Origin of the sequence: Actinomadura sp. GC306, assembly GCF_004348665.1 — a bacterium.
In the GTDB taxonomy this organism is placed as follows: Bacteria; Actinomycetota; Actinomycetes; order Streptosporangiales; family Streptosporangiaceae; genus Spirillospora.
In genome coordinates this window covers 1-13,615 of record NZ_SMKM01000188.1, presented here as the reverse complement: position 1 = coordinate 13,615, position 13,615 = coordinate 1, and the positions used below count along the sequence as shown (strand labels likewise).

Annotated in this window: 15 protein-coding genes and 1 tRNA gene; 14 read left to right on the top strand and 2 right to left on the bottom strand. The window is 71.2% G+C overall.

The window, feature by feature from the left end:
- Positions 1–689: GntR family transcriptional regulator (locus E1200_RS23150; protein ID WP_207933502.1), on the top strand; the 689-nt coding region annotated here is incomplete at its 5' end.
- Between the two features lie 146 nt (positions 690–835).
- Here the strand turns inward: E1200_RS23150 and E1200_RS23145 are convergent.
- The gene (locus tag E1200_RS23145) at positions 836–1,885 is read right to left on the bottom strand and encodes an adenosine deaminase (protein WP_279484899.1); all 1,050 of its coding nucleotides are present in this window, start codon (positions 1,883–1,885) and stop codon (positions 836–838) included.
- A 234-nt stretch (positions 1,886–2,119) separates the two neighbouring features.
- On the opposite strand from E1200_RS23145, the gene E1200_RS23140 reads away from it, so the two are divergent.
- From E1200_RS23140 to E1200_RS35260, 4 genes are all read left to right on the top strand, one after another.
- Positions 2,120–2,947 carry a hypothetical protein gene (locus tag E1200_RS23140; protein ID WP_131954164.1) on the top strand — a complete coding sequence of 276 codons (828 nt, stop codon included), beginning with the start codon at positions 2,120–2,122 and terminating at the stop codon, positions 2,945–2,947.
- A gap of 131 nt (positions 2,948–3,078) precedes the next feature.
- Positions 3,079–3,588 carry a SigE family RNA polymerase sigma factor gene (locus E1200_RS23135; protein WP_131954163.1) on the top strand — a complete coding sequence of 170 codons (510 nt, stop codon included), beginning with the start codon at positions 3,079–3,081 and terminating at the stop codon, positions 3,586–3,588.
- Positions 3,589–3,591: 3 nt separating this feature from the next.
- The gene (locus E1200_RS23130; RefSeq protein WP_131954162.1) at positions 3,592–4,347 is read left to right on the top strand and encodes a hypothetical protein; all 756 of its coding nucleotides are present in this window, start codon (positions 3,592–3,594) and stop codon (positions 4,345–4,347) included.
- Positions 4,344–4,478 (top strand): hypothetical protein, encoded by a 135-nt coding sequence (locus E1200_RS35260; protein WP_279484896.1) that lies wholly within the window; start codon positions 4,344–4,346, stop codon positions 4,476–4,478. The genes E1200_RS23130 and E1200_RS35260 overlap by 4 nt, the downstream gene beginning before the upstream one ends.
- A gap of 171 nt (positions 4,479–4,649) precedes the next feature.
- Here E1200_RS35260 and E1200_RS23125 read toward each other — a convergent pair whose 3' ends face one another.
- Positions 4,650–5,861, bottom strand: coding sequence for a pyridoxal phosphate-dependent aminotransferase (locus E1200_RS23125; RefSeq protein ID WP_131954161.1), 1,212 nt, complete (start codon positions 5,859–5,861; stop codon positions 4,650–4,652).
- Between the two features lie 268 nt (positions 5,862–6,129).
- On the opposite strand from E1200_RS23125, the gene E1200_RS23120 reads away from it, so the two are divergent.
- The 9 genes from E1200_RS23120 (at position 6,130) to E1200_RS23080 (ending at position 13,568) form a co-directional block, all read left to right on the top strand.
- Positions 6,130–6,202: transfer RNA gene (locus E1200_RS23120), tRNA-Trp, on the top strand.
- 122 nt (positions 6,203–6,324) lie between these two features.
- Positions 6,325–6,585, top strand: a complete 261-nt coding sequence (gene secE, locus E1200_RS23115) for a preprotein translocase subunit SecE (protein WP_131954160.1) — start codon at positions 6,325–6,327, stop codon at positions 6,583–6,585.
- Between the two features lie 100 nt (positions 6,586–6,685).
- Entirely contained in the window at positions 6,686–7,540 is an 855-nt protein-coding gene (gene nusG / locus E1200_RS23110) for a transcription termination/antitermination protein NusG (RefSeq protein ID WP_207933501.1), read from the top strand.
- A gap of 454 nt (positions 7,541–7,994) precedes the next feature.
- Entirely contained in the window at positions 7,995–8,423 is a 429-nt protein-coding gene (rplK, locus tag E1200_RS23105; RefSeq protein ID WP_131954159.1) for a 50S ribosomal protein L11, read from the top strand.
- Between the two features lie 89 nt (positions 8,424–8,512).
- Positions 8,513–9,229, top strand: a complete 717-nt coding sequence (rplA, locus tag E1200_RS23100; protein WP_131954158.1) for a 50S ribosomal protein L1 — start codon at positions 8,513–8,515, stop codon at positions 9,227–9,229.
- A gap of 164 nt (positions 9,230–9,393) precedes the next feature.
- Positions 9,394–10,269, top strand: a complete 876-nt coding sequence (locus E1200_RS23095; protein WP_131954157.1) for a hypothetical protein — start codon at positions 9,394–9,396, stop codon at positions 10,267–10,269.
- Between the two features lie 383 nt (positions 10,270–10,652).
- Positions 10,653–11,507, top strand: a complete 855-nt coding sequence (locus E1200_RS23090) for a hypothetical protein (RefSeq protein ID WP_243708765.1) — start codon at positions 10,653–10,655, stop codon at positions 11,505–11,507.
- A 129-nt stretch (positions 11,508–11,636) separates the two neighbouring features.
- Positions 11,637–12,503 carry an LppX_LprAFG lipoprotein gene (locus E1200_RS23085; protein ID WP_131954156.1) on the top strand — a complete coding sequence of 289 codons (867 nt, stop codon included), beginning with the start codon at positions 11,637–11,639 and terminating at the stop codon, positions 12,501–12,503.
- A 192-nt stretch (positions 12,504–12,695) separates the two neighbouring features.
- Positions 12,696–13,568, top strand: coding sequence for a hypothetical protein (locus tag E1200_RS23080; RefSeq protein WP_131954155.1), 873 nt, complete (start codon positions 12,696–12,698; stop codon positions 13,566–13,568).
- Positions 13,569–13,615: the final 47 nt, after the last annotated feature.

The window sequence follows — 13,615 nt, the reverse complement described above, 5'->3', positions numbered from 1 at the left end:
CCCCCGCCCCCCGGCAGGCGCTCGGCATGCGCCTCCAGCTGAGCGACGAGGCCGCCGCCCGCATCCGCGAGCTGATCATGGAGGGCCGGGTCCGGCCCGGCGAGCGGCTGCGGCTGGAACGGCTCGCCATGGAGTTCGGCATCAGCGTCACCCCGGTCAGGGAGGCGCTGAAGTCGCTGCGCAGCGAGGGTTTCGTCGTCCTGGAGCCGAGACGCGGGTTCGTCGTCGCGCCGCTGTCCAAACGGGACGTCCAGGACCTTTTCTGGGTGCAGGCGGGCATCGCCGCCGAGCTGGCCGCCCGCGCGACCCCGCGGATCGGCCCGGACGACCTGCGCGGCCTGGCAACGCTGCACCGCGATTTGGAACGTGCCCGCGCCGCCCGGCGGCCCGACCTGATGGAGGAGCACAACCACCACTTCCACCGCGAGATCAACCTGGCGGCCGACTCGGCGAAGCTCGCCTGGTCGCTCGGGACCGCCGCCCGGTACGTCCCGCGCGGCCTGTACGGGAGGCTTCCCGGCTGGCCGGACCTCGCCGTCCGGGACCACGAGGACATCCTCGCCGCCCTGCGCGACGGGGACGCCGCCGCGGCGGGCGAACGGATGCGCGACCACGTCGTCCGGGCCGGGGAACTCCTGGTGAGCCACCTCGAACACCGCGGAATGTGGTCCGGGGACGACGACGCTTGATATGGCCCCCGCGAGGATCGGCCTTAGCGCGCGCCGGGAACCGGCTGCTCTGGGCACGCTTCGCCGAAGCCGCCTGCGCCGGGACGCGCGCGGCCCGCGGAAGGGACGGCCGGCACCCGCGGGCGCGGTCGGCTCATTCGGTCGGCTCAGTCGGCCAGCCAGGCGTCGACGCCCGCGAGCAGCCGCCGCCGCACGTCGTCCGGCGCCGCCGACGCCCTGATCGACTGCCGCGCCAGGTCGGCCAGCTCGGCGTCGGAGAAGCCGTGGTCGGCGCGGGCGAGCTCGTACTGGACGGCGAGCCGCGAACCGAACAGCAGCGGGTCGTCCGCGCCGAGCGCGATCGACGCGCCCGCCTCGTACAGCCGCCGCACCGGCACGTCCGCCGCCGTCGCCGCCACCCCGAGCCCCACGTTCGACGCCGGGCACACCTCCAGCGTCACCCCGCGCTCGACGATCTGCGCCAGCAGCCGCGGGTCCTCGACGGCGCGCACGCCGTGCCCGATCCGGTCGGCGTCCAGGGTCTCCAGGCATTCCCGGATGCTCGCCGCGCCGAGCAGCTCCCCGCCGTGCGGGGTCGACAGCAGCCCGCCGCGCTTGGCGATCCGGAACGCGCCCTCGAAGTCGTAGGCCCGGCCCCGCCGCTCGTCGTTGGACAGCCCGAACCCCACGACGCCCTTGCCGATGTACTGGAGGGCGAGCCGGGCGAGGGTCTTGGCGTCCAGCGGGTGCCGGGTCCGGTTCGCGGCGATGACCACGCCGATGCCGACGCCGGTGGCCTCGGACGCGTCCCGCGCCGCGTCCAGCACCAGCTCCACCGTCGGGGTGAGCCCGCCGAACTTCGCCGCGTACCCGCTCGGATCGACCTGGATCTCCAGCCAGCCCGACCCCTCGGCCGCCTCGTCCTCGGCCGTCTCCCGCAGCAGGCGGCGCATGTCGCCGGGGGTCTGCAGCACCGAGCGGGCGATGTCGTAGAGCCGCTGGAACCGGAACCAGCCGCGTTCGTCGGTCGCCTGCAGCTTGGGCGGCCAGTCCTCCACCAGGGCGTCGGGCAGGTGGACGCCGTGCACCCGGGCGAGCTCGACCAGCGTCGAGTGCCTCATCGACCCGGTGAAATGCAGGTGCAGATGGGCCTTCGGGAGCAGTGCCACGTCACGGCGGGCGGAACCCAGAACCTCCTGGGCGGGACGAGCTGACACGGTAGGGGCCTCCATGTGCCAATGCTGCCGGGTGAGCGGGGTCGTTGAACCCCCTTCCCGAAGGATCACCACACCGGACTACCTCGTATGACACGCGACGGCCATCCCGGCGCATGGGCATCCCGAAAAAACCTTGAATCCGCGTGCAACCCCTTCCGGACACCGTGCGTATACGAGGGGCGCCAGAGAGAAACGGGCACCCCCGCAGCAAGCACGGCAGGAAGGCAGAACACGATGATCACGCTTAAGGCGGCTCTGATCGCGGCGTCCACCATCGGGACGGTCGCCGTGGGCGGCGGCGCGACATGGGCGATGGCCGGCTCCCACCAGGAGGCGGACCTCCGTCCGCAGGGCGCCGACGTCCCCGCGGTGGAGCGCGACCTCCGGGACGCCGTGCCCGGCACCGCCCCGACCTGCCTGCCGGTCAAGCCCGCCCTGCCCAGCCCCAAGGTCCCGGAGACCGGTGTGCAGAAGCAGGTCCGGAGGCACCTGGAGGAGAACCCGGTCACCCGGGACCTGCCGAAGGCGGACGTCCCCACCGACCTGCCGACGTGCGCGCCGTCCGTGGAGAAGCCGCTGAAGGAGGCGCCGGGGGCCGCGCCGTCCGCACGCGTCCCCGCCCGGCCGGGCCTGCCCGCCGTCCCCCGGCTCGACTGCAGCGCGCTGAAGCCCGCGGTGAAGGTCGGCGGCACGGTCGAGCGGACGGTCCTGCTGGCCAAGGGCCTGCGGTACGTCTCGACCGTCCCCGGCTCCGCCGACCTCCGGAAGCAGAACATCTGCGCCGTCACGCAGAGGTGGGTGGACAAGGCCGGCCGCTGGATCACCGTCGAAACCCTGAGGACGCCCTCCGGCATGACCCAGAATCAGCTGCGGCAGGCGCTGAAGCTGCCCGAGGGCGGCACCCCCGTCACCGTGCCCGGCGGCACCGCCGGGTCGATCCTCCCCGGCCGCGGCGGCGTGCTGCTGTTCGACGCGGACGGCCGGTCCCTGCTCGTCAACGGCAGCCCCGTCCTCGCGGGCGGCCTGCAGGGCGTCACCACCGCGCTGGCCGAGGCCCGGTAGCGGCCGCACCAGCACGTACCAGCACGTACCAGCACGCAGCGGGACCCAGGAGCCGGGTGGGCGGCTCGGCGCGGAGCCGCCCACCCCCGACGTAGACCGGCCGGATACGCGCCAGCCCGGGACGGAGCACAGTGGGGCGTCGAGACGACGAGACGTTCGTGGAGTTCGTGGCCGCACGCGGCGATGCCCTGCTGCGCACCGCGGCGCTGATGTGCGGGGCACGGCAGGACGCCGAGGACGTCCTGCAGACCGCGCTGGAGAAGGCGTACCGGCACTGGGGGCGCATCGAGCCGGGCAGCGACCCCGAGCCCTACGTCCGGAAGATCCTGGTCAATCTCGTGATCAGCCGCTCCCGGCGCTGGAAGGTCCTCAAGGAGATCCACATGGCGCGGCTCCCGGAACGGCCGGCGGCCTCGCCCGACCACGCCGTCGAGCTGAGGGGGACGCTCATGGACGAGCTGCGCAGGCTCGGCCCGCGGCAGCGGGCGGTGCTGGTCCTGCGGTTCTGGGAGGACCTGTCGGAGGCGGAGACGGCGCAGGCGCTCGGCTGCTCGGTCGGCACGGTCAAGAGCCAGGCGTCCCGGGGGCTCGCCAGGCTCCGGGAGCGCCTCGACACGAACCTGGCGCCACTGGGGGGATGAGCGATGGACCTGGAGAGTGAACTGCGGCGGGCCATGGCCGAGCAGGTGGCCGGGACCACCGCGCCGGCCTCGCTCGCCGCGGACGTGAAGCGCCGCCACCGGCGCCGCAGGGCCCGGATGCACGCCGCCGCCGGAGCCGCCGCCGTCACGGTCGCGGCGCTCGCCCTGATACCCGCCTACCAGTCGTTCCGGGCCACGCCTGCCGGGAATCCCGGGACCGCCCGCCCCGCGAACGGCGGGCCCGCGCCCGAGCAGCCGGAACGACCGCCCGCCCCGGGCTCCTCCGCCCCCCCGTCAGCCAAGGGGGAGCCCGGGGCGGGCGCCTCGCCCCGGTCAACGGCCCGGCCGGCGCCGGGCGGGTCCGCCGAGGGCACGCGCAAGCCCGGTCCCGGGGGAGCGGCGGGCGGCCTGCCGGGCTGGATCGGCTACGTCCCGGACGGCCTCACGGCCGCGGGCCCATGCACGGTGACCGGCGGCGCGGAGCGCGAGACCACGACGTGCAAGTGGCGCGGAAGCCCGGGATGGCTGGAGATCACCGTGGTAAAAGGGAGCGGGCTCACCGGCCCGCGCGACCTCATGACGTCGCCCGGCCTGCCCGGCCGCACGTCCGTGCGGGGGGCGCCCGCGCTCACCGCCGACCGTCCCGGCTCCGGACGCCAGATCTCCTGGCTCGCCAGACCCGGCGTCGGGGTGACCGTGGCGGGCGGCGGCCCGGTCGAGAGCCGGCTGATGCGCATCGCCGAGGGCGTCCGCCCGTGAACGTCCCGCCTGTGGACGTGACGACCGGGAACGTCGCCACCGGGAACGTCGCCACCGGGAACGTCGCCACCGGGAGCGTCACCACCGGGAGCGTCACCACCGGGGGCCGCCGGAGCCCGGCGATGCACTGACCCCGTCCCTGCGGGACGGCCCGCCGCGGAGAGGGGCCGCGGCGGGCCGTCCGGCCGGGACGTTCCGGGAACGGGGCAGCGGAGGCGGCGACCCGTTCCGCACGGAACCGGCCCCGGGCATGTGTGCGCCCGGGGCCGGTTCGATACCGCGAATTCGATACCGCGAAAGGGTCAGCTCGCCTCGGACAGCAGCTTCGCGACGCGCGAGACGCCCTCGACGAGGTCGTCGTCGCCGAGCGCGTACGACAGGCGGAAGTACCCCGGCGTGCCGAACGCCTCGCCCGGCACCAGCGCGACCTCCGCCTCCTCCAGGATCAGCGCGGCCAGCTCGACCGACGTCTCGGGGCGCTTGCCGCGGATCTCCTTGCCCAGCAGCTCCTTCACCGACGGGTAGGCGTAGAACGCGCCCTCCGGCTCGGGGCAGACGACGCCCGGGATCTCGTTCAGCATTCGCACGATCGTCTTGCGGCGCCGGTCGAACGAGGCGCGCATCTCCGCCACCGCCGACAGGTCGCCCGACACCGCCGCGATGGCCGCGGCCTGCGACACGTTCGCCACGTTGGACGTCGCGTGCGACTGGAGGTTGGCCGCGGCCTTCACCACGTCCGCCGGGCCGATCAGCCAGCCCACCCGCCAGCCCGTCATCGCGTACGTCTTGGCGACGCCGTTCAGCACGACCGTCCGGTCGGCGAGCTCCGGCACCACCACGGGCATCGAGTGGAACTCGGCGTCCCCGTACACCAGGTGCTCGTAGATCTCGTCCGTCACGACCCACAGGCCGTGCTCGTCCGCCCAGCGGCCGATCGCCTCGATCTCGGCGCGCGTGTACACGGCGCCGGTCGGGTTGGACGGCGACACGAACAGCAGGACCTTCGTCCGGTCGGTGCGGGCGGCCTCCAGCTGCTCGACGCTCACCTTGTAGCCGGTGGTCTCGTCGGCGACCACGTCCACCGGCACGCCGCCCGCCAGCTTGATCGACTCGGGGTAGGTCGTCCAGTACGGCGTCGGCACGAGCACCTCGTCGCCCGGGTCGAGCAGCGTCGCGAACGCCTCGTACACCGCCTGCTTGCCGCCGTTGGTCACCAGGACCTGCGACGCCTCCACCTGGTAACCGGAGTCGCGCCCGGTCTTCTCCGCGATGGCGGTGCGCAGCTCGGGCAGCCCGCCGGCGGGCGTGTACTTGTGGAAGCGCGGCACGGCGCAGGCGGCCACCGCGGCCTCGACGATGTAGTCGGGAGTGGGGAAGTCGGGCTCGCCCGCGCCGAACCCGATGACCGGGCGGCCCGCCGCCTTCAGCGCCTTGGCCTTGGCGTCGACGGCCAGCGTGGCGGATTCGGATATCGCGGCGATGCGCTTGGAGATGCGAGGACGGTCGATGCTCATATCCCTATCGTTACAGACGAAGTCCGGTGGCCAGAGCGGTATACCGGGGCCGGTCGGGGTGGGGCGGCGGCGCGCCCCCGGCGGCCCGGGGCGGCGTCTCCCGCCATCCGGTTCGACGCGGGGGCCCGGGGGACGTAGACTCACCGTCCTAGTGGCGTGTCCCCGCTCTACGAGCCTGTCCGCACACGGATGTCGGCGGAGGCCGTAAGCTGGACGCGGCACGACCCGGTCCCGTGGCCGGGATGTTCTCCGTTGACCCGGGGAATGAAGGGCAGTGGCTCAATTGGTAGAGCTCCGGTCTCCAAAACCGGCGGTTGGGGGTTCGAGTCCCTCCTGCCCTGCGAGGTGCGGTGCGCGCACCCGTGCCGGCCGCGACACGGCGGCGCCGTGGCGCTTCGCGGCACGGGACCGTGCGGCAACCACATGGTGGTTGGATCACGACCTATGAGGTGAACGGCGGCAAATGGCGACTGAGACCGACGAGCGCGACGAGCCCGAGGCCAAGGGCGAGGGCAAGCGCAAGAAGGAGAAGTCCCCGCGGCGGACGACTCCGGCGCTCTTCGTGCGCCAGATCGTCGCCGAGCTGCGCAAGGTCATCTGGCCCACGCGGCGGGAGCTCATCACCTACACGGTGGCCGCCCTGGTCTTCGTGCTGATCATGGTGGGTATCGTGTCCGGCGTCGACTACGGGCTGCAGCAGGGCGTTTACGCCGTCTTCGGCTGATCGCGCCCGGGGCCGCGGCGTACGGGACGAGCCGCCGCCGCACCACCGCAGGTCCATTCACCGCAAGTCCATTCACCGCAAGCCGAGAGAAAGAGACACCGTGTCCGAGCCCTCACAGCCCTACGACGAGGCCGTTGAAGAGGCCCAGTCCGCTGCGGCTGCTGCGGCAGACCTGGCGGCCGAGCCCGCCGAGGAGACGGCCGAGGCGGCCGTCACCGCCGGCGAAGGCGAGCCCGCGGACACGAAGCTCGAGGGCGAGGGCCCCGAGCCGGACGCCGCCGCGGACGCCGCCGACCTCGCCGAGGCCGTCGCGGGCGAGCAGGACGAGGACGCGGACGAGGAGGCCGAAGAGGCCGGCCCGCCCGCCGACCCCTACGCCGACTTCAAGATGCAGCTCCGGCTCCAGCCGGGCGACTGGTACGTCGTGCACTCCTACGCGGGCTACGAGAACCGGGTCAAGACCAACATCGAGACCCGGACGCAGACCCTCAACATGGAGGACTACATCTTCCAGATCGAGGTCCCGCAGCACGAGGTGACCGAGATCAAGCAGGGCAAGCGGCAGAAGGTCAACGAGAAGGTCCTGCCGGGCTACATCCTGGTCCGCATGGAGCTGACCGACGAGTCCTGGGCCGCGGTCCGCAACACGCCCGGCGTCACCGGGTTCGTCGGGCTGCTGAACAAGCCGTCCCCGCTGAGTCTGGACGAGGTCGCCGGCCTGCTCGCCCCGGAGCCCGAGGAAGGCACCGTCAAGGCCAAGGAGCAGGCGAAGGCCCCCGCCACCGTCGACTACGAGGTCGGCGAGTCGGTCACCGTCATGGACGGCCCGTTCGCCACCCTCCCCGCCACGGTCAACGAGATCAACGCCGAGCAGCAGAAGCTCAAGGTCCTGGTCTCGATCTTCGGCCGGGAGACCCCCGTCGAGCTCTCCTTCAACCAGGTCTCCAAGATCTGACCCAGCACAACACCCGGGCCGTCTCCAAAGCACCAAGGGGACGGCCCGCCCCCTTTCCCAAAGTCCCCACAACACCGCCCGGTCGATCCTGCGTTGACTTGCGGCGTGTTGCCCTTATGGAGCGCTCCATAAGGGCAACACGCCGCAAGTCAACGCACCCGGTCGACGTTGGTGGTCACCGGGTGGATCGAACGGCCCTCCCGAGGCCGTATCCTGGACGGGTTGTCCCGCCCAGCCGAGGGCGACCGGCTCACCGTCCGGATCGAACCCCCTCGGCAGGCCGGCCCCGTGAACGCGGAGACACCGGCTCCAGGCAGGCGACGTCAGCGACACCCCCCGCGCACGCGGGGGAGTTGAGTCCAAGTGGTTCCTACACGGCGGAAGCGTCCCAGCCGCCGTGTTGCCCGGATGACCGGGAGTCGGAGCCACCAATAAATGGGATAAAGGGGTACGCATGCCTCCGAAGAAGAAGGTCGCCGCGCTCGTCAAGGTCCAACTGCAGGCCGGGGCCGCGACTCCGGCGCCGCCGGTCGGTACCGCGCTCGGTCCGCACGGCGTCAACATCATGGACTTCTGCAAGCAGTACAACGCCGCCACGGAGTCCCAGCGCGGCAACGTCGTCCCCGTAGAGATCACCATCTACGAGGACCGCTCGTTCACGTTCGTCACCAAGACCCCGCCGGCCGCGCAGCTCATCCTGAAGGCCGCGGGCGTCGAGAAGGGCAGCGGCGAGCCGCACAAGACCAAGGTCGGCTCGATCACCGCCGACCAGGTCCGCGAGATCGCCACGACCAAGATGCCCGACCTCAACGCCAAGAGCCTGGAGACCGCCGAGAAGATCGTCGCCGGCACCGCCAGGTCGATGGGCATCGAGGTCAAGTGATCTGACGCCGTATCCCGCCGGTCTCCGGCGGGACGGCGGTGGCAGGGCCAGGCGCTGGCCCGTACCACGCATTCCAGAGAGGAATCACCATGAAGCGCAGCAAGGGCTACCGCGCCGCGGCTGAGAAGATCGACCGGGAGCGGCTGTACAGCCCGGCCGAGGCCGTGCAGCTGGCCAAGGAGACCAAGGTCGTCAAGTTCGACCCGACCGTGGAGGTCGCGCTGCGGCTCGGCGTCGACCCCCGCAAGGCCGACCAGATGGTGCGCGGCACCGTCAACCTGCCGCACGGCACCGGTAAGACCGCCCGCGTGCTGGTCTTCGCCGCCGGCGCCAAGGCGCAGGAGGCCGAGGCGGCGGGCGCCGACTTCGTCGGCTCCGACGACATGATCGAGCGGATCCAGGGCGGGTTCCTGGACTTCGACGCGGTCGTCGCCACGCCGGACCAGATGGGCAAGGTCGGACGCCTGGGCCGGGTGCTCGGCCCCCGCGGCCTGATGCCGAACCCGAAGACCGGCACGGTCACGATGGACGTCGCGAAGGCCGTCACCGACATCAAGGGCGGCAAGATCGAGTTCCGGGTCGACCGGCACGCGAACCTGCACTTCATCATCGGCCGGGCGTCCTTCGAGCCGCGCCAGCTGGTGGAGAACTACGCCGCGGCCGTCGACGAGATCCAGCGGCTCAAGCCGTCCGCCGCGAAGGGCCGGTACGTGAAGAAGGCGTCGATGACGACGTCGATGGGCCCGAGCATCCCGGTGGACCCGAACGCGGTCCGCAACCTCACCGCCGACCTCGAAGGCGCCTGAGCAGCACCCTGAAACAGGGCGTCCCCGGTTCCCGGGGGCGCCCTGTTCGCGTCCGGACACATAGCATCGAACCCCTCGGATACATAGATCCGCGTCCGGATCCGGACAATTAGTCGTCCGGATCGCTTTGTTACCGGTGGGGAATCTGGTGTTGAATCTTCTCCGTGAAGCGTCGAACCGACCGTGCCATCGCCATCTCCGCAGTCACCGCCGTCGCCGTCGTGCCCACCGCGATCGTGATGGTGGTCCAGGTCGGCGGTGATTCCGGCCGGGACGGGGGCGCGTCGCCCGCGTCCGCGGCCATGTCCCAGCAGGACCCGGCGAACCCGAACGGCACGGCGACCGGCCTGGTGACCCCCGGCGCCGCGGCGCCCCAGGGCTCAGGCCCGGCCGGCCCGAACGGCGCTCCGGGCGCGCCCGGAACCCCGGGCGGCGGCGCCTTCGCGAACCTGCCGACCGCGCCGCCGCAGCCCGGCCCGAGCCTCAACGCCTTCACCCGCAAGACCGACGTCAAGGTGTCCATCGGCGACGGCGGCGACTACAAGCACGCCACGGAGACCGCGACGTTCACCCTGTGGCCGAAGTTCGCGATGAACGCGACCGGCGTCACCCAGACGATGCAGGGCGGCGAGCTCACCAAGATCACCCAGAAGGTGGTCGTGAGCGGCACGACCCTCAAGGGCTTCGACGGGGAGAAGTGGACCCAGTCCACCCTCACGCCCGCGCAGCTCGGCAACCTGCAGAACCAGTCCGACCCCCGGCAGTTCACCTTCATGATCGGGACGCTGCCCGGCGCGACCGCGAGCGAGCCGGACGAGACCGGCAAGACCCGCTTCACCGCGCAGGCCCGCATGGGCAACGTCTACTCGCTCCTCCCGCAGGACGCGGCCGCCGCGATCCGCCAGCTGATCCCCCAGGACACCGGCTGCGGCCTGGACCTCCTGGCCGACAGCAAGTCCCGCCCCACCTCGATCGGCCTCAACGCCCAGGCCCCCGCCGCCACCTTCACCGGCACCATGACCTTCAGCTCTTATCGTTAGCATTGCCCTCGGCGGTCAGGCGCTAGAGCGCCTTCCCTTCAACGGGCAATGCGCGCGATCGCTGCATCGCTCCGAACTCGCCTGGGGGCTCGCTGCGCGATCAGGTTTCTCGCAGGCTCGAAACCTGCCTTCGGACGCGATCGCAGGCGTTGGGGTCGTTGCGGGGTTGGTGTGGTGGCTGAGGTCTCCGCGGAAGGCGGTCACACGCGGGAGCGCAGTGCCCAGGCGTTCTAGGGCATGATCGCCGCAGGCACTGTAAATGAGCGCATACGACCTTGGTCGTACCGTCTGGTGGGGCTTTCGTACCACCGGGGGATGTAGCGTCGTTGGCGTCCCCGTGACACTGGGATCACCAGCAGGGCGACAAGGGAGGCTCGAACCTCATGAAACGACGACTCGTGGTGGCGGCCGGCGGCACCGCCGTGAGCGCGGCTCTTGTGTTGACCGGGTGCGGCGGAGGCGGCACCGGCTCGACGGAGAACATGCGGCTCACTGCCAGCCAGGCACTGGTGAAGGCATCGGAGAAGACCGGCGAGGCCGACACGTTCAAGGCCGACCTCACCGTGACCGGGACGGGGGAGGGCGGCAGCGGGGAGATCCGCGCCAACGGGCAGTTCCAGTTGCGGCCGACGCTGCGGTTCAGCGCGAAGCTGGACGAGTTCAACCGCGGCGGGAAGAGCGTGCCGGGGGCGCAGGGGCAGGCGCTGTTCACCGGGGACGCGCTGTACGCGAAGGTCCCGCAGCTCGCCCAGTTCGTCAGCGGCGGCAAGCCGTGGGTGAAGATCGACGTGAACCAGGCGTCGCAGCACACCGGGTTCGACATCCGGGGGCTGATCGGCGAGGTGCAGAAGGTGGACCCGGCCGAGCAGACGAAGATGTTCACCGGCTCGAAGGACGTGCGCCGGGTCGGCACCGAGAACATCGACGGGGTTGAGACGACGCACTACGCCGGGACGGTGACCGTCCAGGACGCGCTGAACCGGCTCGACGCGGACTCGCGCGAGAAGGTGCGCAAGTGGCTGCCGGCGGAGGACGCCCAGCACAAGATCGCCTTCGACCTGTGGACGGACGGGGAGAACCTGCCCCGCAAGCTCGTGTCGAAGATGAACGGCGACCAGGGTGAGGGCGGCACGGTGACCGTCCTCTACAGCGACTACGGCGAGTCGTTCACGGTGAACCCGCCGCCGGCCGACCAGGTCGGAGAGCTGTCGCTCGCCGGGCTGCTCGGCGGCAACTGACGTAGCCGCAAGTGGCCATATCGCTGGATCGGGCAAACCGAAATCACCTCCCGGGCGTCTGACCGGTCAATTGGCTCTGGGTATTCCACATGGGCCGGGGCCGATACAGACCAAGGGAGAATCACCACGATGATCCGTCGTTTCGCCACCGGTGTCGCGCTGGCCACCGGCCTCGCCCTCTCGCTGTCCGGCTGTCTAGGGGACACGGACGACAAGGTGGGCGAGGCCGGTGAGAAGCTGGAGCTCACGGCCGCGCAGGTGCTCGGGAAGGCAGCGGAGAAGACAGGGAAGGCCGACTCCTTCCAGGCCGATTTCGTCCTCAAGGTGAGCGGCTCGCCGGAGGGCGACATCTCGCAGAACGGCACGATGAAGTACCAGCGGAAGCCGGAACTGGCGACCAGCCTGCTGTTCGCGGAGATGTCGGTCGGCGGCCAGTCGATGTCGGGTGGCGAGCACCGCCTCGTCGGCCGGAACATCTACGTCAAGCTGCCCGTCCGCGAGGACGGCGGCGGAGTCCAGACGGCGAAGCCGTGGATCAAGATCTCGCTGGACGAGGCCGACAAGCAGACCGGCGTCGGCCTGGGGCCGCTGCTCCAGCAGACCCGCGAGATGGACCCGGTGCAGAACACCAGGCTGCTGACCGCGTCCAAGGACGTGAAGAAGGTCGGCGAGGAGACGGTGGGCGGGGTCAAGACGACCCGCTACACCGGCACCTACCGGATGGAGGACGCGCTCGCGCAGATTCCGGAGAATCTGCGGGAGGCCCACCGCAAGAGCGCCGAAGAGGCGGGCTTGACGGACATGCGGTTCGACCTCTGGGTCGACGACGAGCAGCTTCCCCGCAAGCTGGAGACGAAGGCCGACAGGACCACGGGCTCCATGCACATGACGATCACCTACCGCGACTACGGCAAGCCGGTGGACATCACCGAGCCGCCGGCCGACCAGGTCACCGACATGGGCGCGATGCTCGGCGGTGGTCTGCCGGGCAGCTGACGGAGGAGAGACCCGGAGGGGACCGCGCCGCGATCGGGCGCGGTCCCCTCGCTCGGCGGGAACGGATCCGCCGCCAACAAGATCACCGGAACGGTGAACCCGGTGGTGCTCTGGTGCGTCTGATCCTTCAGGCGGCCCTGCCGTGCAACGGGTGTGAGCGGGCCGTGGAGCAGACCAAGGAGACCCCCCACGATGATCCGTCGTTTCGCCACGGGCGTCGCGCTGGCCACCGGCCTCGCCCTCTCGCTGACCGGCTGCCTCGGCGGCGCCGGCGACAAGGTGGGCGAGGCCGGTGCGAACCTGAAGCTCTCGGCCGCCCAGGTGCTCGGCAAGGCAGCGGAGAAGACCGGCCAGCTCGACACCTTCAAGGCGAGCATGGCGATGCAGATGACCGGTGCCGCGGACGGCGACGTCTCGATGACCGGTGGGATGCAGTACCAGCTCAAGCCGGACCTCGCCTACAGCATGAACTTCGACAAGATGACGGTCGCCGGGCAGTCGATGCCGGGCATGGAGCAGCGGCTGGTGGGCCGGACCATCTACATGAAGATGCCGATGCTCAGCCAGCTCGGCGGCGGGTCCGCGAGCAAGCCGTGGCTGAAGATGTCGCTGGACGAGCTGGGCCGCAAGTCCGGCCTGAACGTCGACCAGCTGCTCCAGCAGTCGCGGCAGATGGACCCCGTCCAGAACACCAAGATGCTGACGGCGTCCAAGGACGCGCGCGAGGTCGGCAAGGAGACGGTGGACGGCGTCCAGACGACGCACTACACCGGCACCTACCGGCTTGAGGACGCGCTCGCGCAGCTGCCCGCGGACCAGCAGGAGGTGCTCCGCAAGGGCTACGCGCAGAGCGGCATGGACAGCATGCAGTTCGACCTGTGGGTGGACGACCAGCAGCTCCCACGCAAGATGACCATGAAGGGCCAGCAGACGGCCGACGGGGTCATGAGCATGAGCATCAAGTACCGCGACTTCGGCAAGCCGGTGGACATCACTCCGCCGCCGGCGAACCTGGTCAACGACTTCAGCCAGATGCTGCAGGGCATCGGCGGCGGCGGCCTGTAGGGCGGCTGACCCAGCCGACGACGGGAGGGGGCCGCACCGCGATCGGC